Source organism: Kitasatospora sp. NPDC052896, assembly GCF_044547075.1.
Lineage (GTDB): Bacteria > Actinomycetota > Actinomycetes > Streptomycetales > Streptomycetaceae > Kitasatospora.
Genome location: NZ_JBITZU010000010.1, coordinates 53,822 through 72,033 on the forward strand (window position 1 = coordinate 53,822; position 18,212 = coordinate 72,033).

19 protein-coding genes are annotated in these 18,212 nt (G+C 71.8%); 7 read left to right on the forward strand and 12 right to left on the reverse strand.

Going from position 1 to position 18,212, the window contains the following annotated elements:
• Positions 1–50: 50 nt before the first annotated feature.
• From tgmC to ACIGXM_RS21510, 3 genes are all read right to left on the reverse strand, one after another.
• The gene (gene tgmC, locus ACIGXM_RS21500; protein WP_396563196.1) at positions 51–1,193 is read right to left on the reverse strand and encodes an ATP-grasp peptide maturase system methyltransferase; all 1,143 of its coding nucleotides are present in this window, start codon (positions 1,191–1,193) and stop codon (positions 51–53) included.
• A gap of 91 nt (positions 1,194–1,284) precedes the next feature.
• Entirely contained in the window at positions 1,285–1,497 is a 213-nt protein-coding gene (locus ACIGXM_RS21505; RefSeq protein ID WP_396563197.1) for a DUF397 domain-containing protein, read from the reverse strand.
• On the reverse strand, positions 1,494–2,333 hold the full coding sequence (locus ACIGXM_RS21510; RefSeq protein WP_396563199.1) for a Scr1 family TA system antitoxin-like transcriptional regulator: 840 nt from the start codon (positions 2,331–2,333) through the stop codon (positions 1,494–1,496). Before ACIGXM_RS21510 ends, ACIGXM_RS21505 begins: the two co-directional genes overlap by 4 nt.
• A gap of 128 nt (positions 2,334–2,461) precedes the next feature.
• Here ACIGXM_RS21510 and ACIGXM_RS21515 point away from each other — a divergent pair, with 128 nt between their 5' ends.
• From ACIGXM_RS21515 to ACIGXM_RS21525, 3 genes are all read left to right on the forward strand, one after another.
• A complete protein-coding gene (locus tag ACIGXM_RS21515; RefSeq protein ID WP_396563554.1) occupies positions 2,462–2,902 on the forward strand; it encodes an ATP-binding protein in 441 nt (146 codons plus the stop codon).
• Positions 2,899–3,201 carry a hypothetical protein gene (locus ACIGXM_RS21520; RefSeq protein ID WP_396563201.1) on the forward strand — a complete coding sequence of 101 codons (303 nt, stop codon included), beginning with the start codon at positions 2,899–2,901 and terminating at the stop codon, positions 3,199–3,201. The genes ACIGXM_RS21515 and ACIGXM_RS21520 overlap by 4 nt, the downstream gene beginning before the upstream one ends.
• 140 nt (positions 3,202–3,341) lie before the next feature.
• Positions 3,342–3,551, forward strand: a complete 210-nt coding sequence (locus ACIGXM_RS21525; RefSeq protein WP_396563203.1) for a DUF397 domain-containing protein — start codon at positions 3,342–3,344, stop codon at positions 3,549–3,551.
• Between the two features lie 259 nt (positions 3,552–3,810).
• On the opposite strand, the gene ACIGXM_RS21530 is transcribed toward ACIGXM_RS21525, so the two are convergent.
• The 4 genes from ACIGXM_RS21530 to ACIGXM_RS21545 all read right to left on the reverse strand — a co-directional run bounded on the left by ACIGXM_RS21530 (position 3,811) and on the right by ACIGXM_RS21545 (position 8,968).
• A complete protein-coding gene (locus ACIGXM_RS21530; RefSeq protein ID WP_396563205.1) occupies positions 3,811–4,200 on the reverse strand; it encodes a transglycosylase SLT domain-containing protein in 390 nt (129 codons plus the stop codon).
• Between the two features lie 553 nt (positions 4,201–4,753).
• On the reverse strand, positions 4,754–6,457 hold the full coding sequence (locus ACIGXM_RS21535; protein WP_396563556.1) for a glycerol-3-phosphate dehydrogenase/oxidase: 1,704 nt from the start codon (positions 6,455–6,457) through the stop codon (positions 4,754–4,756).
• A gap of 69 nt (positions 6,458–6,526) precedes the next feature.
• Entirely contained in the window at positions 6,527–8,050 is a 1,524-nt protein-coding gene (gene glpK / locus ACIGXM_RS21540) for a glycerol kinase GlpK (protein ID WP_396563207.1), read from the reverse strand.
• Between the two features lie 21 nt (positions 8,051–8,071).
• Positions 8,072–8,968 (reverse strand): MIP/aquaporin family protein, encoded by an 897-nt coding sequence (locus tag ACIGXM_RS21545; protein ID WP_396563209.1) that lies wholly within the window; start codon positions 8,966–8,968, stop codon positions 8,072–8,074.
• A 344-nt stretch (positions 8,969–9,312) separates the two neighbouring features.
• Here ACIGXM_RS21545 and ACIGXM_RS21550 point away from each other — a divergent pair, with 344 nt between their 5' ends.
• A complete protein-coding gene (locus tag ACIGXM_RS21550; protein WP_396563211.1) occupies positions 9,313–9,870 on the forward strand; it encodes a DoxX family protein in 558 nt (185 codons plus the stop codon).
• Between the two features lie 17 nt (positions 9,871–9,887).
• Here the strand turns inward: ACIGXM_RS21550 and ACIGXM_RS21555 are convergent, their stop codons facing one another.
• On the reverse strand, positions 9,888–10,868 hold the full coding sequence (locus tag ACIGXM_RS21555; protein WP_396563213.1) for a LysR family transcriptional regulator: 981 nt from the start codon (positions 10,866–10,868) through the stop codon (positions 9,888–9,890).
• 177 nt (positions 10,869–11,045) lie between these two features.
• Between ACIGXM_RS21555 and ACIGXM_RS21560 the strand changes: the two genes are divergently transcribed.
• Positions 11,046–11,741: a hypothetical protein gene (locus tag ACIGXM_RS21560; RefSeq protein WP_396563215.1), complete on the forward strand. Its 696-nt coding sequence runs from the start codon at positions 11,046–11,048 to the stop codon at positions 11,739–11,741.
• 37 nt (positions 11,742–11,778) lie between these two features.
• Here ACIGXM_RS21560 and ACIGXM_RS21565 read toward each other — a convergent pair whose 3' ends face one another.
• The 4 genes from ACIGXM_RS21565 to ACIGXM_RS21580 all read right to left on the reverse strand — a co-directional run bounded on the left by ACIGXM_RS21565 (position 11,779) and on the right by ACIGXM_RS21580 (position 15,828).
• Entirely contained in the window at positions 11,779–12,831 is a 1,053-nt protein-coding gene (locus ACIGXM_RS21565; protein ID WP_396563217.1) for a type III polyketide synthase, read from the reverse strand.
• Between the two features lie 186 nt (positions 12,832–13,017).
• The gene (locus ACIGXM_RS21570; RefSeq protein ID WP_396563219.1) at positions 13,018–14,223 is read right to left on the reverse strand and encodes a cytochrome P450; all 1,206 of its coding nucleotides are present in this window, start codon (positions 14,221–14,223) and stop codon (positions 13,018–13,020) included.
• A gap of 203 nt (positions 14,224–14,426) precedes the next feature.
• Entirely contained in the window at positions 14,427–15,074 is a 648-nt protein-coding gene (locus ACIGXM_RS21575) for a hypothetical protein (protein ID WP_396563221.1), read from the reverse strand.
• Positions 15,075–15,120: 46 nt separating this feature from the next.
• Positions 15,121–15,828: a hypothetical protein gene (locus tag ACIGXM_RS21580; protein ID WP_396563223.1), complete on the reverse strand. Its 708-nt coding sequence runs from the start codon at positions 15,826–15,828 to the stop codon at positions 15,121–15,123.
• A gap of 565 nt (positions 15,829–16,393) precedes the next feature.
• Between ACIGXM_RS21580 and ACIGXM_RS21585 the strand changes: the two genes are divergently transcribed.
• Together ACIGXM_RS21585 and ACIGXM_RS21590 are read left to right on the forward strand one after the other, a co-directional pair.
• The gene (locus tag ACIGXM_RS21585) at positions 16,394–17,218 is read left to right on the forward strand and encodes an SDR family NAD(P)-dependent oxidoreductase (protein ID WP_396563225.1); all 825 of its coding nucleotides are present in this window, start codon (positions 16,394–16,396) and stop codon (positions 17,216–17,218) included.
• Between the two features lie 11 nt (positions 17,219–17,229).
• Entirely contained in the window at positions 17,230–18,192 is a 963-nt protein-coding gene (locus ACIGXM_RS21590) for an NAD-dependent epimerase/dehydratase family protein (RefSeq protein WP_396563227.1), read from the forward strand.
• Positions 18,193–18,212 lie beyond the last annotated feature (20 nt).

The window sequence follows — 18,212 nt, forward strand, 5'->3', positions numbered from 1 at the left end:
AGGAGGCGACCCCCTGTGCCTTCCGAGCCGGACCGCCACCGAAGATCCACTCAGACGGGCAGATCCCAACCCGGGCCGTCCTCACCGCCGAGCCAGACCCGCTGACCGTGCTCGGTGACCGTCAGACCGAACGCCTCCTGGTGCGGGCAACCCCGCTCCTGCCACTGGACGACCGCGCTCTCGACCTGGTCCCACAGGCGCAACGGACCGCGCTGGGTGATGGTCCAGCCGCCGTTCCCGTCCGGCTCACTGCGGGCCTGCGACCCGGTGGCCACGTCCAGCAGGATCTGCTGCCCGCCCGCCCCCATCCGCTCGGCCGAGGGCGCGCCGAGCTGCGCCACCCAGCTGCCGGTCCAGGTGCCGAGCACGGCGGGATCGATCCGGCTGGGCCGCTGGTCACCGGGGGCCAGGGTGATGCTCTGCCGGGGCGGGGGCGTGTGCGGGCGGGCCATCATGAAGCTGGTGTATCCGGGCAGGAACCGGCCACTGGCGCGTCCGGGCCCGGTCACGGTGAGCAGGACCAGGGCGAAGCCGTAGGACCACCCGGACAGCGTCGCGAGGATCTTCCCGCCCGGCTTCACCTGGTAGAGCCACGGATGCGGCAGGTACCGGATCGCGCAGGTGGCGATCAGCCGGTCGTAGGGGCCGCCCTCGGCGTGGCCGTCGAGTCCGTCGCCGACCACCAGGGCGGGCGCGTAGCCGGCCGCCTTGATCGCGGCCTCGGCACGCTCGGCGACCCCGGGATCGACCTCGACGCTGACGATGTTCTGGTCCCCGAGCCGGTGGGCACCGAGACACGTGGAGTAGCCCGTGCCGGTGCCGATCTCCAACACTCGCTGTCCGCTGCGGACTTCGAGTTGCTGCCACATGCCGAGCACCAGGGACGGCAGTGTCGAGGACGAGGACGGGGCGCCGGTGACCGTACGCCCGCGCGCATCGCCCGGACGGGTGTTTCCGCTGAGCTGGGTGATGAGGGTCTGGTTGGTGTAGATCGCTTCGAGCCAGCCGGGGGAGTCCGCGTGGACGGCCCGGTAGCCGGTCGGGTTGCTGCCGGGCACCTCCTGGAAGTACTCCGACAGGAACAGCTCCCGGGGCACCGCCTCGGCGGCCCTGCGCCAGGCGGGGTCGGTGAGTGTTCCGTCGGCGGTGAGCTGTTCGACCAGGGTGGCACGCAGCGCGGCGGAGGTGGTCACGGGTTGGGGCCTTTCTGGAGCCGGTCGTCGGCACAACACGACAACCCCCGCACCGGAACACCGGCCGAGGGCTGTCGAAGGCGAGGGTGGATCAGGAACCGGCGGGGAAGCTCCCAGTGCGCACGCCTGCCACGAACGCCTGCCACGCGTCGGCCGGGAAGATCAGCGCGGGGCCCTGAGGGTCCTTGGAGTCACGGACGGGAACGACGCCGGGAAGGCCGGGCGCAAACTCGATGCAGTTGCCGCCGTTGTTGCTATGCCTTGACTTCACCCACCGAACGCCGGTCAGGTCGATGTGCTTCATTCAAGTTCCTTCCGAGCAGCGCGGATCATGGCGAGTGAAGCCACCGTGGACCGGGACTCCACCTGCAGCCGATCGTAGTCTCTTTCCCAGGCCGCGACGGGTTCACGGCCCCGCTCCAGGTTCCCTCGAAGCTGCGATTCGGCATACCCGATGACCGAACGATCGGGCAACGTCAACAGGACCACTGGCATCGTGAACGGGACATGTTCCGCAAGGCTGTACGGGGCGACCTGAATCGTGAGGTTCGGACGATCGGCAAGCTCCTCTAGATGGTCGAACTGAGAGAGCATCACGTCACGCCCACCTACCGGGCGCATCAGACAGCTCTCATCCATGACGGCGTGTACGAGCGGTGGCTTCCTCTGCTCCAGTACCCGCTTCTGTCGGGCGGCGAGGAACGCAATCCGTTCGTCGGCCTGCTCCCGGGTGATGCTTCCACGCTTCACGGCGGCGAACGCCAGTGCCTCGGTGTAACGGGGAACCTGAAAGAGCCCGGGGATCACCCCCAGCTCAAACGTCCTCAAGCGCCGACAGCGCCCCTCGCACTCTGCGAACTCCTCGAAGCCCTCAAGTAACGCAGCACGGCTGTAACGCCGCCACAGCTCTACGAAGGCCCCATCCATCTCGAACACCATGTCGGCTTTTACAGCAAACTTCTTTGTTGGAGAACGTGTAGCTCTTTCGATGCACGACACAAGGGTGTTCGAGTAGCCCATGCGCCTGCTGGTCTCGATCTGAGACCAGCCCCTTGCTCGCCGTGACCTGCGAAGTTCTGCGCCGAACCGCGCAAGTGGAGATGACGTTGCGTCAACTTCTTGTTCAGGCAAGATCGTCACAGCCTTTTACATGCGGGAAGTGTCAAAGTCAAAACACTTCCGATCGTACGGGCTTCGGCCGATTCTCGGTAGTGGATCCACTACGGAGAGGAGCGACGGTGGGCGTGTGTAGAGAGCCCGTCGTGGAGATGGCCGGCAAGGAAGAGTGCTGGTTGCCGCGCAGTGCTAGATCCCCTGGAGTCGCACGGCAGTTACTGGTGGGCCTGCTCGCACGCGTGAGCGGTGGTGAGCGGTTCGCGACCGATGGGCTGACCGTGCTGACCGAGCTGACGGCGAACGCCGTCCAGCATGGCAGTCCCCGAGGGCGTCAGGTCTGGGTTCGCCTGGACGTGGATGCGGACCGGTTGCTGATCGAGGTGCACGACGCCAGCGGCGTCCCTCCCGAGCTGCGTGAGGTGTGCGCGGAGGATGAGGCGGGGCGGGGGCTAATCTTGGTCAAATCGCTTTCTTCACAGTGGGGTTGGCGCCCGCGTGGCGACCAGGGAATCGGCAAGATCACGTGGGCGGTGCTCGCTCCTGCGTCCGATGCATCGGGGCCACGTCAGGGTGAAAGGAACGCTGAGGGATGACCGGCGAGAAGAGCGCGGCCGCCGTCGGCCCGGTGGTCGTGGAGCTGACCGGGCTCGTCGAGCCCGCGACGTTCGATCGGGTGCCGGATGCGCTGGAGGCGCTGTGGGAGTCCATCCGGCTCCTGCCGCTGGGAAGCCTGCAACTCAACTGGTTCAAGGAGATGTTGATCGGTGAGGACGCGCTTCTCCGTGCGGAGGACGTCCTGCGGCGCGGCGAGGGTTTGGTGCTGCCGTTCACGCTGGCGGATCGCCCGCACGTGCTGACGATGCAGTCGGTCGGACGAGAGGCGCCGATGTGATGCGGCGCCGACATGGCTGTGCGGTACGGGGGGACTGTCAGGGGGTGGGGGAGGCCTGCGGTCAACCGCAGGTGGGTAGAGGTGTTACCCAGAGCCGCATCCCTTGGTCCCGTTCGCAAGGCACGAGAGGAACCGCACCCATGACCGACCCAGACCTGTCCGACGCTTCCTGGTTCAAGTCGAGCCACAGCCAGCAGGGCGGTAACTGCGTGGAGGTCGCCGCCGACTTCCCCGGTGTGGTCCCGGTGCGGGACAGCAAGGACCCCGGTGGTCCTGCCCTGGTCTTCTCGCGGGAGGCATGGGCGGCCTTCGCTCGGAGCGCTGCCGCAGGGGAGTTCGGCGAGGCGTGATCCCTCGGTAAGACTGCTCGGACGTGCAGAGACCCCGGCGAACTCGTCGCCGGGGTCTTCGTGTCGGTGTGGTTCGGTTTCCTGGGGATGGCCGAAGGGGCCCGGGACGCGGTGGCGTTCCGGGCCCCTTCGGGCGCTCCGAGAGTCCCTGTCCGACGCGTGGAGCGCTGCGGGGGTGGCTCGGGGTGTGATCAGCGGCTGGTCAGCTGTGGCTGGTTGGTCAAGCGGTGGCTGGCCGGCGGGTGATTCCCTCTACTGGTCAGTAGTTGTGGTGGGTCTGCCAGTAGGCCCAGGCGGCGTTGGGGCTGCCGTAGCGGGAGTTCATGTAGTCGTAGGCCCACTTGATCTGGGTGGTGGGGTTGGTCTTCCAGTCGGCGCCGGCGGAGGCCATCTTGCTGGCGGGCAGGGCCTGGCCGAGGCCGTAGGCGCCGGAGGAGGGGTTGGTGGCGTTGACGTTCCAGCCGCTCTCGTGGGAGACGATCTGGCTGAAGGAGGCCAGCTGGTTCGCCGGGACGATGCTGGCGGCGATCTGCTGGGGGGTGGCCGCGGAGGCGGCGGTGGGGGCCAGGGTGGCGCCGAGGGTGGCGATGCCGGTGGCGGTGAGGAGCAGGGCGGCGGACTTGCGCATGCGGGTGGTGATCACGGGCATGTGGGAGTTCGACCTCAATCGGTTGGGCGCTGGCTTGTCGACGTGGGTTCCGCGGGCCGGACAGGGGCTTCGCGGGTCGGGGCCGTGCGCCGGGCACGTCGCGTGGTGCGGGTGCCGTTCGGGAGGTGCGGTGGCGGGGTGTGGTTCCCGCTGCCGCATCTGGCGACCTGGCCATTGTTAGCGGGCCTTGGGGTGGGCTCCAAGGGGTGCTGAAACGATGGTCGGTCGTAGGTCGCGGGGCGCGCGGGTGCTGGCCGGGCATGCCGTTACCCGGGACAAAACGGACCAAACCACCCAGCTCGAAAACTCGCCCGAACGCCGAAACATGCCAGCTGACCTGCGAAGATGGCAGAAATGGGGAAAGGTGGCGGCCGGGGTGCCGCTCGCACGGTACGAAGAGCTGACGGGGCGCCGGGAGAAGTCCACTATCGCCGGTAGTGGGCTCGAAACGGCTGTGGGCACCGTCACTGGACACCCCACCCCGATGTCCGCTTTCTGTGCTTTTGGGGTCGTTTGTGTGTGGTGTTGCGTGGGATCTTGAGGGGCTCGTGGGTCAGCTCAGCGGCACGATCTCCGGCGCGCCCAGTCGGGCGGCGTCCGCGCTCGCGTCGTCGGGCTGGTTCTGGGCGGCCCACTCGGCCTCGACCCGCTTCACGTAGTGGCTCACCTCGCGCTCGGTCTGCTCCTCGTCCCAGCCGAGCGGGCCGGCCATCAGCTCGGCGACCGTGCGGGCGGCCTCCACTCCGCGGTCCCAGGACTCGATGGAGATCCGGGTGCGGCGGGCCAGCACGTCGTCCAGGTGCCGGGCGCCCTCGTGGGTGACCGCGTAAACGGCCTCGGCCCGCAGGTAGTCGTCCGCGCTGGGCAGTGGCTCGCCGAGCGTGGGGTCCTCGGCGATCAGGGCGAGCACCTCGTGCACGAGGGAGCCGTAGCGGCCCAGCAGGTGTTCCACCCGGGCCACGTGCAGGCCCGACTGCTCGGCCAGGCGGTGCCGGGCGTTCCACAGCGCCCGGTAGCCCTCGGCGCCGACCAGCGGCACGGTGTCGGTGGTGCAGCCGGGTACCTTCTCCGCCTCCAGGGCCTGCACCGCCTCGTCGACCGCGTCCTTGGCCATCACCCGGTAGGTGGTGTACTTGCCGCCGGCGACCACCACCAGGCCCGGCACGGTGTGCGCGACCAGGTGTTCGCGGGAGAGTTTGCTGGTCTCGGCGGCCTCGCCGGCCAGCAGTGGGCGCAGGCCCGCGTAGACGCCCTCGACGTCCTGTGCGGTGAGCGGGGTGACCAGCACCTTGTTGACGTGCTCCAGCAGGTACTCGACGTCCTTGGCGCTGACCGCCGGGTGGGCCTTGTCCAGGTTCCAGTCGGTGTCGGTGGTGCCGACGATCCAGTGCCGGCCCCAGGGGATCACGAAGAGCACGCTCTTCTCGGTGCGCAGGATCAGTCCGGTGCGGGAGTTGATCCGGTCGCGTGGCACCAGCAGGTGGACGCCCTTGGAGGCGCGCACGTGGAACTGGCCGCGGGCGTCCGCCATCGCCTGGGTGTCGTCCGTCCACACGCCGGTGGCGTTGATCACCTGTTTGGCGTGCACCTGCGTCTCGCGTCCGCTCTCCAGGTCCTTCACCAGCGCCCCCACCACCCGCCAGCCCTGCCGCAGGAAGCGGACCACCTGGGTGCGGTTGGCGACCAGGGCGCCGTAGCCGGCGGCGGTGCGCACCAGGGCCATGGTGTGCCGGGCGTCGTCGACCTGGGCGTCCCAGTACTGGACGGCGCCGATGAGGGCGTCGTCGCGCAGGCAGGGTGCCTCGCGCAGCGCCTGGCGCTTGAGCAGGTGGCGGTGGTGGGGCAGGCCGCGGGCGTTGCCGGAGGTGATGCCCATGGTGTCGTAGAGCAGCACGCCGGCCCCCACGTACGGGCGCTCCCACAGCCGGTGGGCGAGCGGGTAGAGGAACGGCACCGGGCGGACCAGGTGCGGGGCCAGGCGCTGGATCAGCAGGCCGCGTTCCTTGAGCGCCTCGGAGACCAGCCGGAAGTCGAGCATCTCCAGGTAGCGCAGGCCGCCGTGGATCAGCTTGCTGGAACGGCTGGAGGTGCCCGAGGCCCAGTCCCGGGCCTCGACCAGGCCCACGGTCAGGCCCCGGGTGACCGCGTCCAGCGCCGCGCCGGCGCCCACCACGCCGCCGCCGACCACCAGGACGTCCAGCTCCCTGGTGCCCATCCGTTCCAGTGCGTCCGTGCGGGCCTGGCTCGACAGCGGCATCGCCTTGACCACGATCAGCTCCTAGCTTCCCGGGGAGCGACTCCCCAACGATCATCCGATGGTCGGGTCCTACGGGACGGGCACCCAGTCGAGCGTGCGGGCGATCGCCTTCTGCCAGCCCGCGACGCCGGCCGCCCGCTGCTCCGGGCTCCACCGCGGCTGCCAGCGTTTGGACTCCTGCCAGTGCGAGCGCAGCTCGTCGGTGTCGCGCCAGAAGCCGGTGGCCAGCCCCGCGGCGTAGGCGGCGCCCAGCGCGGTGGTCTCGGCGATGACCGGCCGGCTGACCGGCACGCCCAGGACGTCGGCCTGGATCTGCATGCACAGGTCGTTGGCGGTCACCCCGCCGTCCACCTTCAGCACGTCCAGGTGGACCCCGCAGTCGCGTTCCATCGCCTCCACCACGTCCCGGCTCTGGTAGCAGATCGCCTCCAGGGTGGCCCGGGCCAGGTGGCCGCCGGTGTGGTAGCGGGCCAGGCCGACGATGGCGCCGCGCGCGTCGGAGCGCCAGTGCGGGGCGAACAGGCCGGAGAAGGCCGGCACGAAGTAGATCCCGCCGCTGTCCTGCACGGTGCCGGCCAGGCGCTCGCTCTCGTCCGCGGAGGTGATGATCTTCAGCTGGTCGCGCAGCCACTGCACGGCCGAGCCGGTCACCGCGATCGAGCCCTCCAGCGCGTAGACGGCGGGTGCGCCCGCGAACTGGTAGGCGACCGTGGTCAGCAGGCCGTGCTGGGAGCGGACCGGTTCGGTGCCGGTGTTGAGGACCAGGAAGTTGCCGGTGCCGTAGGTGTTCTTGGCCTCGCCGGGGGCGAAGCAGACCTGCCCGACGGTCGCCGCCTGCTGGTCGCCCAGCACCCCGGTGATCGGGATCGCGGCCTGCAACGGGCGCGAGGAGCGGGCCGCGCCGAACGCCTCGGGGTGCGAGGAGGGGTTGATGACCGGCAGCATCCGGCGCGGGACGTCGAACAGGGCGAGCAGCTCGTCGTCCCAGTCCAGCGTCTGCAGGTTCATCAGCATGAGCATGGTGCGGCTGGCGTTGGTCACGTCGGTGGCGTGCACGCCACCGGCCGGGCCGCCGGTCAGGTTCCACAGCACCCAGCAGTCGGTGTTGCCGAACAGCGCGTGGCCCTGCTCGGCCGCCTGCCGCACTCCCTGGACGTTCTCCAGGATCCACTGGATCTTCCCGCCGGAGAAGTAGGTGGCCGGCGGCAGCCCCGCCTTGCGGCGGATCACCTCGCCGTGGCCCGCACGCTCCAGCGCGGCGGCGATCGAGTCGGTGCGGGTGTCCTGCCAGACGATCGCGTTGTAGTACGGCCGCCCGGTGCGCGGGTCCCACACCACGGTGGTCTCCCGCTGGTTGGTGATCCCGATCGCGGCCAGGTCGGCCGGGGTCAGGTCACCGGTGCGCAGCGCGGTCTGCATCACCGAGTTGGTGCGCTCCCAGATCTCCACCGGGTCGTGCTCCACCCAGCCCGGGCGCGGCAGGATCTGGGTGTGCTCCAGCTGGTGCCGGGCGACCTCGCCGCCCTCGTGGTCGAAGACCATGAAACGGGTGCTCGTGGTGCCCTGGTCCACCGCGCCGACGAATTCCGCCATCGCGCCGCCTCCTTCCGCGGATCACTCGGGGACCGGCACGATGGCCGCCTGCTGCTCCCCGCCCATCAGCAGGAAACGGCCGACGAAGAACTTGTAGAGGAAGCCGCCGAGCACGGCCCCCACCAGCGGGCCGACGATGGGCACCCAGAAGTAGTAGTTGCCGTACTGGTCCCGCCAGGCGTGGTGGTAGCCGGTGAGGTAGGACGCCAGCCGGGGGCCGAAGTCGCGGGCCGGGTTGATGGCGTACCCGGCGTCGGTGCCGAACGCCATGCCGATCGCGACCACGATCAACCCCACGATGAGCGGGCCGAGGTTGGCCCGCGGCGGATCGTTCAGCACGTCGGTGACCGCGAAGACCAGCAGCACCAGGATCGCGGTGCCGATCACCTGGTCGCGCAGCGCGCCCCACTCGCTGATCGGCAGCACGCCGTTGCCCGGCAGGGTGGAGAAGACGATCTGGCTCTTGAGGGTGTGGCCCGGGTCGAACTTGGCCAGCACCTCGGTGTAGTTCCACCGCACGATCAGCGCCGCGACGAAGGCGCCCGCGGTCTGGGCCAGCGAGTAGGGCAGCACCTTGCGCCACGGGAAGCCCTTGAAGGTCGCCAGCGCCAGGGTGACCGCCGGGTTGAGGTGCCCGCCGCTGAGCCGGGCCGCGAGGTAGACGCCGAAGGTCACCCCCAGACCCCAGGCCCAGGCGATGCTGTCGTGGGCGCCGAGCCCGCCGGCCAGCACCTGGGCCACCACGCCCGCGCCGATCAGCAGCAGCAGCAGGGTTCCGACGAACTCCCCGGACAGCTCGCCCACCAGCCCCCAGCCCTGGCCCTCTCCCGTCGTCTCAGCCTTCCCGGCTTTCTCCGCCACCGGCGACTCGCTCTCCAGGGTGCCCGGCAGGCCGGGGGTCGGATGGGTCGCGTCCATCGTCCCCACACCCCGCCGCTTCCCGCCCGTCCCGCGCGGCTGTTCGAGGCATGACGGGTGGGCGCGCAGAAGCGGGGAAGGAGAACGACACCGGCCCGACCCATCGCCGCGCGCGCCGCGTACCCCCTGGTGAGCGCCGCAGGCCGTGAGGACGGGCCGAGGAGCCGGCCGGTCCGCGAGACCCGCGAGACCTGCGGGCGACCGTCGGGCGGCCCCACCCCCGCGGCCGGCGGCCCGTGACCCCGCCGCACGCGACCCGTCCGCCCGCCCCCCACAAGCATCCGCACCGCCCCCCGGGCGCCGCCCGGGGGAGCCCGCACGCGCCAGGAGATCCGTTGAAAGCCATGACCGGCAAGCTCCTACCCGAGCGGCTGCGCGCCTCACCCGCGCCCGTGGCCGCCGCCCCGCCACAGTCGTCGGTGTCCGCCGGCGACTGCGGCCTGCTCCTGCTCAGACTCACCGTCGGCCTGCTGATGGCCGGACACGGCGCCCAGAAACTCTTCGGGCTCTTCGGCGGCCCCGGACTCGCCGCCACCGGCAGGGCCTTCGCCGCGCTCGGCTACCACCCCGGCCCGCTCTACGCCGCCCTCGGCGGCGCCTCCGAAACCCTCGGCGGCCTGGGCCTGGCGCTCGGGCTGCTCACCCCGCTGGCCGCCGCCGCCCTGATCGGCGTGATGATCAACGCGATGGTCACCGTCACCGCCGCCCACGGACTGTGGGAGACCGACGGCGGCGTCGAGTACAACGTGTGCATCGCCGTCGTCGCGCTCGCCGTCACCGCCATCGGCCCCGGCCGCCTCGCCCTGGACCGCCCCTTCCGCTGGGGAACCGGCGGCTGGCGCGCGGCCACCGTCGCCCTCGTGCTCGGCGGCCTGGGCGCCGCCGTCGCCCTGAGCATCTGAACTGCCCGGGCGGCGGCTCAGATGCGCCGCCCGTCCTCCTCACTGGGGTCGCGCAGCGAGCCGACGAGGGCCTCACGCACCGCGCGGCCCGCCACCGCCTCCTGCTCCGCGTGGTCGCGGCCCGCCTGCCGCAACGCCTCCAGGGCCGCCCGCGCCAGCGCGCCGCCGGCGACGGGGGAGGTGCGGTACAGCACGCGGGCGATCAGGCGCCCGGCGACCGGGACGGCGGTCACCCGCGCCCGCTCCAGCTGCGCCGCGAAGTAGGCGGGCATGATCGCGGCGCCGAGCTGCCCGGCCAGCAGGGCCTGGACGGTGAGCGGGTGCTCGGCGAGGTGCTCGAGGCAGGGGACGATGTGGTGCTCGGCGGCCAGGCGGGCGAAGGCACGAGCGCGCGCGGTGTGGGCGGGCGCGCTGATCCAGGGGCGGCCGGAGAGCTCGGCGGCACCGGAGGGCGTCTGCCACCCGTCCGGGACGACGAGACGGTACTCGTCCTCGATCAGCACCCGGGCCCGCACCGAGGGCGGCAGCGGCACCGCGGTCTCCCGGTCGTCCGAGATCACCAGGACGTCCAACTCGCCCAGCCGCAACCGGCGCAGGCCCTCCACCAGCCCGGTCTCGACGATCCTCGGGGTGATGCCCGGGTGCCGGCGGGTGAGCAGCTCCACCGCCCCGACCGCGATCCGGGTCAGTACCCAGGAACTGGCACCGATCGCCACCGGCCCCCGCAGCCGCCCACCCGCCGAACTCAACTGTTCGCTGGCGGCCGCGAGTTCACGGCTGATACGGTCGCCGGTCGAGGCCAGCAGCCGGCCGGGCGCGGTCAGTTGCAGCCGGCCGCCGGAGCGGTCCACCAGGGCCAGCCCCACCTCCCGCTCCAGGCGGGCCAGTTGCTGCGAGAGCGCGGAGCGGGTCTGCCCGAGCGCGCGCGCCGCCGGCGCCAAACCGCCGTGCCGCGCGATCGCGTGCAGCACGAGCAGCCGTCTGGGATCGAGTTCCACGGCGTTGTCCTCCCGGGACGCATCCTGCCACGCGCGCCGACAGCTCCACTGTCGAGGGGGGTCAAGCGTTGCTTGCGCGGCGGGCTGCCGCGGCCTCGCGCGGCTGCCAGACTGCCGGCGTCCCCGGGTCCACGGCGTGCTCGTCCGGTCCCCGCCCCGCTCAAGAGGAGGCCGATCGTGGCCAGTTCCGCATCCGCGCGATCGACGAGGGCGGCGCTGGCCGCGTGCGTCGCCGGCGGCCTGCTCGCCCTGTCGGCCTGCGGCCCCACCGGTGGCGGCTCGAGCGGTGCCAAACAGGCGAACCCGGCCCCCGCGGCCACCAAGGGCGCGGGGGCCGGCACGGGCACCGGCCCCTCGTGGGTGCTGACCACGCCGGCGACCGCCGCCGGCTACCAGCAGGGCCAGCCCGCGGCCGACCTGATCCAGCAGTACGACACGGACATGCAGCAGAGCACCAGGAAACTCGGCATCTCCGGCACCCCCGTCCACGCCTACTACGACGACCAGGCGGATGGCGCCTGGATCTTCTACTCGGGCCTCAACGGCACCGGCTTCGACCCCGACAAGCTGCACGACGCCCTCGACCAGCTCCCCGCCACCCGCGACGACGGCGCCGGCGACCGGATGACCACCAGCGCCCTGGACACCGACCCCGGCCCCCACGGCGGCCGCGCCATCTGCGACACCACCCTCGTCCAGGCCGGCCTGCTGACCACCGCGGCCACCACCTGCTCCTGGTTCACCACCACCACGGCGGCCGGCGTGACCCTGCTGCTGAAGGGCGACGGCACCAACACCAAACTCGGCTTCACCGCCACCGACGTCGCCCCGATCATGCGCGCCGTCCGCGCCGACGTCGAGCAGCGGCACTGAGCGGCGGAGCCGACGCCGAACAGCACGGCCCGGCGGCTCAGTCGGGCGCCACCCAGGTGCCCAGCGAGATCTCGGCGGTGATGCCGGGGCCGAAACCGGCCAGCATGCCGCGATGCCCGTCCAGCGCCGACTGCTCGTCGAAGAGCCGACCCAGGGCGTCGAGCACCACCGCGCTGGCGATGTTGCCGTACTCGGTGAGGGTGGCGCGGCTGAAGCGGAACGCCTCGGGCGGCACGTCCAGGAAACGGCACAGGTCGTCCAGGATGCGCGGCCCGCCCGCGTGGATGATGTAGAAGTCCAACTTGCCGGCGTTCCACTGGTGTTGCTCGGCGACCTCCTGCAGCGCCGGGCTGAGCGGTTCCATGGTCCCCGGCACCCGCTTGTCGAGCTGGAAGTGGAAGCCGGTGGGACGGATCGCGTAGGAGATCCACTCCTCGGTGTTCGGTATGAGGTAGGAGCCGTTGCGTTCCAGGCGGATGCCGGTACCGCCCTCCCCGCGGACCACCGCCGCGGCGATCCCGTCCCCGAACAGGCCGTTGGACAGCAGCGACCCCACTCCGAGATCGGTCGGCTGGTAGCAGAGCGAGCAGAACTCGCAGGCCACGATCAGCACGTTGGCCTCGGGATAGGCGGTGCAGAAGTCGTGGGCCCGGTTGACGGCCGCACCGCCCGCCGCGCAACCGAGTTGGGCGATCGGCATCTGCCGGGTCTGTGGCCGGAAGTCCATGCTGTTGATGAGCCAGGCGGTCAGCGAGGGCATCATGAAGCCGGTGCAGGAGACGTAGATGATCAAATCGATCTGCTGGGGCTCCAGTTGCGCGTGCTCCAACGCCTGCCGCACCACCGTGGGGACGCGGGCCTTGGACTCGGCCTCGTAGACGGTGCTGCGCGCGGCCAGTCCCGGATGCTCCAACACCACGTCGATGGGCTGGATCAGATGGCGCTTGCGCACGCCCGTGTGCTCGATCAGGCGCAGGGCCAGTTCCAGCTGCGGATGGTCCCCGTGCAGCCTACGAGCCAGTTCGAGGGTTTCCTCGTTGGTGATGACGTGATCGGGGACCGCGACCGCCGGTCTGCACAGAACCGCCATTGGGATCTCCTCCTAGCGGACGGTGGTCCACCGCGGGGCGCATGGCCGAATTCCCTCAAGGGGTGCGGACGGGCGGACCGTCGAGGATCGGATTCTCTCCGTGCGGGGCAGCTGCGATTCGATTCAATGTACGGCGAACGGGTCACGGGTGCACGTCGGCGTGCACCCGGCCCGTCCGTGTGCGTGTCACCAGGTGACGGGCAGGGCGAGCGGGTAGCGCCAGATCGAGGTGGTGTTCCAGCGGATCTCCTCGGCGGCCTTGGCCAGGGTGAGCTCGGGGAAACGCGCCAACAGGGTACCGAGGGCGATCTCGAGTTCGATGGCGGCCAGCGGCGCGCCCAGGCAGTGGTGGGCACCCCAACCGAAGGTCATGTGGGAGGGGGTGGTGCGGTCCAGGTCCAGCTCGTCCGGTCGCTCGAACTTGCGGGCGTCCCGGTTGGCGGTCAGGTAGGAGACGTGCACGATGTCGCCGGCCCGGATGGTCACCCCGCTCAGCTCCACGTCCTCGGTGGCGACCCGGGGGATGCCGACCCCCTTGCGGAAGGGGATGAAACGCAGGAGCTCCTGGATGGCCTGCGGCAGCAGCCCGGGGTGCTCGCGCAGCCGGGCCAGCTCGGCGGGGCGGGTGAGCAGGGTGTAGGCGAGGTTCCCGATCTCGTACGTCGTGGTGTCCTGGCCCGTGATCAGCAGGACCATCGCCATCACGGTCAGTTCCTGAGCGTCGAGGATCTCGTCGCCGTCCCGGGCGGTGGCCAGGGCGCTGATCAGGTCCTCGCCGGGGTGCTCACGGCGCCGGGCCGTCAGCGTGGCGAAGTAGGACCGCAGTTCGGCCTTGGCCCGCACGGCGGCGGCCTTGTTGTCGAGGCCGACGTCCATCATGGTCCGGGCGTGGCCGCGCAGCTGCGCGCGGTCGGCCTCGGGGATCTCCAGGACCTCGCAGATCGTGATCAGGGGCAGCGGGTGGGCCAGGTGTTCCATCAGGTCGGCGGGGGAGCCGTGCTCCGCCATCTGGTCGAGCAGCTCGTCCACGACCAGCTGGGTGCGCGCCCGCATGCGCTCCAGGTGGTCGGCGGCGAAGCCCTTGGAGACCAGGCTGCGCAGCCGGCTGCTGGCCGGCGGGTCCATCACGTTGATCGCCTCGGCCTGCACGATCGGCTCCGGCGTCATCCGCGGGAAGTCCCGCCCGATGACGGCGTGGCGGCTGAAACGCCGGTCGGTGGTGACCGTCCGCACGTCGTCGTAGCCGGTGACCAGCCAGGCGTCCCCCTCGCCGTAGGGCAGCCGGATCCGGGCGACGGGTTCGTCGGTCATCAGGTGCCGCAGCACCGGGTCGAACTCGAGGGCCTCGGCGAAGTCGAACGGGCAGTTGCGCGCGGCAGAGCCGGTGGACATGCGGATCTCCGGAGCTGGGGCCTGACGGGGGCGGTGACTGGACCAGACACCGGTACCCGAGCAGCCGCCCCGGCATGCCACGGGGCACCCTGCCGGACCGGCAATTCATCCGTGCTGGTGAAGCGGGCCCCGCCGGACACGACGGGAGGGCCGGACCTCGCGGGGTGCGAGGGCCGGCCCTCCCGACGGACGGGTGCCGCGTGTTACCAGGGGTAGTGCCAGCCCTCGCCGGGCCCGGGCACCGGGGCCGGCGCCGGCGCGGGAGCGGGCGCGGGTGCCGGGGCCGGCGTGGGCGCGGGCGCCGGGGCGGGCGTGGTGGTGGCGCTGCCCGTGATCTTGTCGTAGCGCAGCGGCGTGTAGTAGCTGGTGGGCCAGCCGGCCAGCGAGCTGGCGTCGAGGCTGCCCTGGTACTCGCTGGTCAGCACGCTGGGGTTCTGCTCGGAGTAGTAGTCGAAGGTCCCGGCGGCCTGGTCGATCCAGTTGCCGAAGAGGATCACGTGGTCGGCCGTGTAGTCGAGCGCGTCCCCGGGCTGGAGCTGGGAGGTGGTGATCTGGGCGGAGACGCCGGGCAGGGTCTGGGTGACCAGGCTGGAACTCAGGTGCCAGGCCATGGAGACGAACCCGGAGCAGTCCTCGCGGTAACTCCCGTTGGCGTCCGTGTGGGTGGCGCCCTGGTCGTACGGCACACCCTCGCTGACCCAGCTCTTGGCCCGCTGGATGACCTCGTCGGGGGAGATGCCGCCACTGACGGCGGAGACGGCGTGCGCCGGGACGGCGGCCAGCAGGGAGGTGGCGCCGACGCCGAGCAGGCCGACGAGGCAACGACGGAGGGCAGGACCGTAGGAAGGCATGGATGTCTCCTGGGAGGGGCTGCTGGGGGGAGCGGGAGGCAGGTGGCTAGGCGAGCTGGCGGGCGATCGAGGTGAGCAGGGCCCCGTCGGAGCGGGTGTCGTAGGCGGGGGCGTGGGTCGCGTCCCATTCGTCGAAGTGGACGACGGCCAGGGCACTGCCCCGCTGGACGGCGTAGAGGTGGTCGGTCTGCGGGCCGCCCGCGGACAGGCCCTCGACACCGGTCCACCGGCGCGACCAGGCGGTGCCCCCGGCGGTGGTGGCGGTCGTGGTGACCTGGGCGTCCGCGCTGCCCAGGGACTTGGTCTGCAGGGCGCGGGAGGCGGCCTGGCAGCCGGCCATCTGCGTCAGCAGGCTCTGGTAGGCCGCCCCGGCGGCGGAACCGTCGGAGAAGGTGAACAGGTCCTGCTCGGCGGGCGTGCGGTGGACACTGACGTAGGCCTGCTGCTGCCAGTCGGCGGCGCCCTGGACGGACGCGCACTCGTTGAGCTGGATGGCGCTGGTCACGGCCTGGACGCGGGGGGCGGCGAGCGGCTGCCAGCCCTCGGCGGCGCCGTCGGGCAGCTGCGCCGCGGAGAGCTGTCCGGCCGCCCGTCCCGTCGCGGGCGCCGTCGTGGCCGCCGTCGCGTCGGTGCTCTTGGCGCCCGTGCCGGCGCAGCCGCTGACCGTGGCCAGGACCGTCACCACGCCGAGCGCGCCGAGGGCGGCCGCACGGACGGGCCGGGCAGAGGCTGCTGAGCGAGTGGAGCCGGGCATCGTGGTCTTCCTAGCGGCAGGAGCGACAGGGCGGCGGAGCAGGGTATGGGGGTGCCGGGGCAGGGGTCCTTCGGACTGTTCGTGATGCGACGGACGGCACGCGCCCACACGGGCGATCAGGCGGTCCTGGTCTTTGGACCCGGCGGTCGTTCTCCGTGGAGGCGCCGCCGGGTGACGGGATTCTTGCCCGGTAGTTCGTGAACTGTCAATGAAACGCGTATGAGACGTTTAAAGGAAGAAAGGGGCAGTTTGCCCGATTTGCCCCATTTGGTTTCGAGGCCCGCGCCGCCCACCCCGCCCACACCCGGGCCGATCCCCGCGCACCACCCCGCGCCCCCCGAAGCCCCGACGGGCCCTGCCTCCTGACGACGGCTCACCTGCCAACCCCCGGTCCCGGCGGCCCCCCGGATCGTCACGCTCGGCAATCACTCCACCGCGCACCGTGGCCGGTTGCCCCGCCGTTCGTGAGCTGCGCCTCACCCGGCACCCGCACCCCCGCGATGGCAGCGCGTATGCGTATGATCACGCAGACGGCGAAGCGAGACGCGGCGGGGGCTGAACGACCATGGCGGACAAGCGAGTTTTCCTCGTCACCGGCGGCGGAACCGGCATCGGCGCCGCGACCGCCCACCTGCTGGCCCAGGCCGGCCACCAGGTGGTCGTCTCCGGCCGCCGCCCCGAACCGCTGCGCCGCATCGCGCAGGAGACCGGCGCCCATGACCACCCCGCCGACATCGCCGACCCCGACGCCGTCCAGGCCCTGGTCCAGGCGACCGTGGCCACCCACGGACGCCTGGACGGGCTGGTCCTCAACGCGGGCGTCGGACGCGGCGGAGGGGTCGGCGAGCTGTCGGTCGAGGACTGGGAGCTGGTGATGCGCACCAACCTCACCGGCCCCTTCCTGCTGCTGCGCGCCGCGCTCCCGCACCTGCTGGAAGCCCGCGGCTCGGTGGTCGCGGTCGCCTCGGTCTCCGCGCTGCGCAACGGCGTGGGCAACGCCGCGTACGCGACGTCCAAGGCCGCCCTGCTCCAGCTCTGCCGCTCGTTGGCCGTCGACTACGGGTCCCGCGGACTGCGCGCCAACACCGTCTGCCCCAGCTGGGTGCGCACCGACATGGCCGACCGGCCGATGGCGCGCCTCGCCCAGACGGCGGGCCTGGGCGAGGGCACGGACGGCATCGAGGCCGCCTACCAGGAGGCCACCCGGCTGATCCCCACGCGCCGCCCCGGCGAGCCGCGCGAGGTCGCCGAGGCCATCACCTGGCTGCTCTCGCCCGCCGCCTCCTTCGTCAACGGCGCCGTCCTCACCGTCGACGGCGGCGTCAGCGCCCTCGACCCCGGCACCGTCGCCTTCGACTTCCACCTCGAACCCCGCTCCTCCCAGCGGTAGGCTCAACCGCCATGCGGATCCTGGTACTTGGCGGCACCTCATTCGTCGGCCGCGCCATCGTCGAGGACGCCCTGCGCACCGGCGCCGAGGTCACCCTGTTCGGCCGCGGCAGGACCGGCACCGACCTGTTCCCCGACCTGCCCCGGCTCGTCGGCGATCGCGACACCGGCGACCACGCCGCACTGCGCGACGGCAGCTGGGACGCCGTGGTGGACGTCAGCGGCTACCTGCCGCAGCAGGTCGGGCAGGCGATGGACGCGCTGGGGGAGCGGGTCGGCCGCTACCTGTTCGTCTCCAGCCACGCCGTCTACCAACGCACGGGCGTGGCACCGGGATCGGACGAGTCCACCCCGCGCCGCGCCCCCGTCCGGCACGTCCGGCACACCGCGGACCTCGACGACGACACCTACGGCCCGGCCAAGGTGGCCTGCGAGGACGACGTGCTGGCCCGCCACGGATCGCGCGCCACGATCGTGCGCCCGGGAAAGGTGGCCGGCCCGCACGACCCCTCCGACATGTTCACCTACTGGGTGCGCCGGGCCGCGCGCGGCGGGCGGGTGGCACTGCCCGCCGACCCCGAGCAGCCGGTGCAGATCATCGACTCCCGTGACCTGGCCCGCCTGGTGGTGCAACTGCTCGTCGACGACCGGGGCGGCGCGTTCCACGCGGTGGGACCGGCCGAGCCGACCACGCTCGGCGACCTGATCGAGACCTGCGCGCGGGTGGCGGGCAGCCGGGTCGAGATCGTGCCGGTCTCGCCGCCACCCGGGCAACTGCCCCCGCTGTTCCCGCTGGTGCGCACCAACTGGCCTTCCCAGCAGCGTAGTTCGGCCCGCGCCCGGGCGGCGGGCCTGCCCGCCACCTTGCTGGAGGTGACGGCGGCCGACGTGCTGGCCTGGGACCGCGCCCGCGGCGAACCGCCCCTGACCAGGGGCTTCACCCCACAGCAGGAACAGGCCCTGCTCACGCGGTGACATCCGGGCCATCCACCACC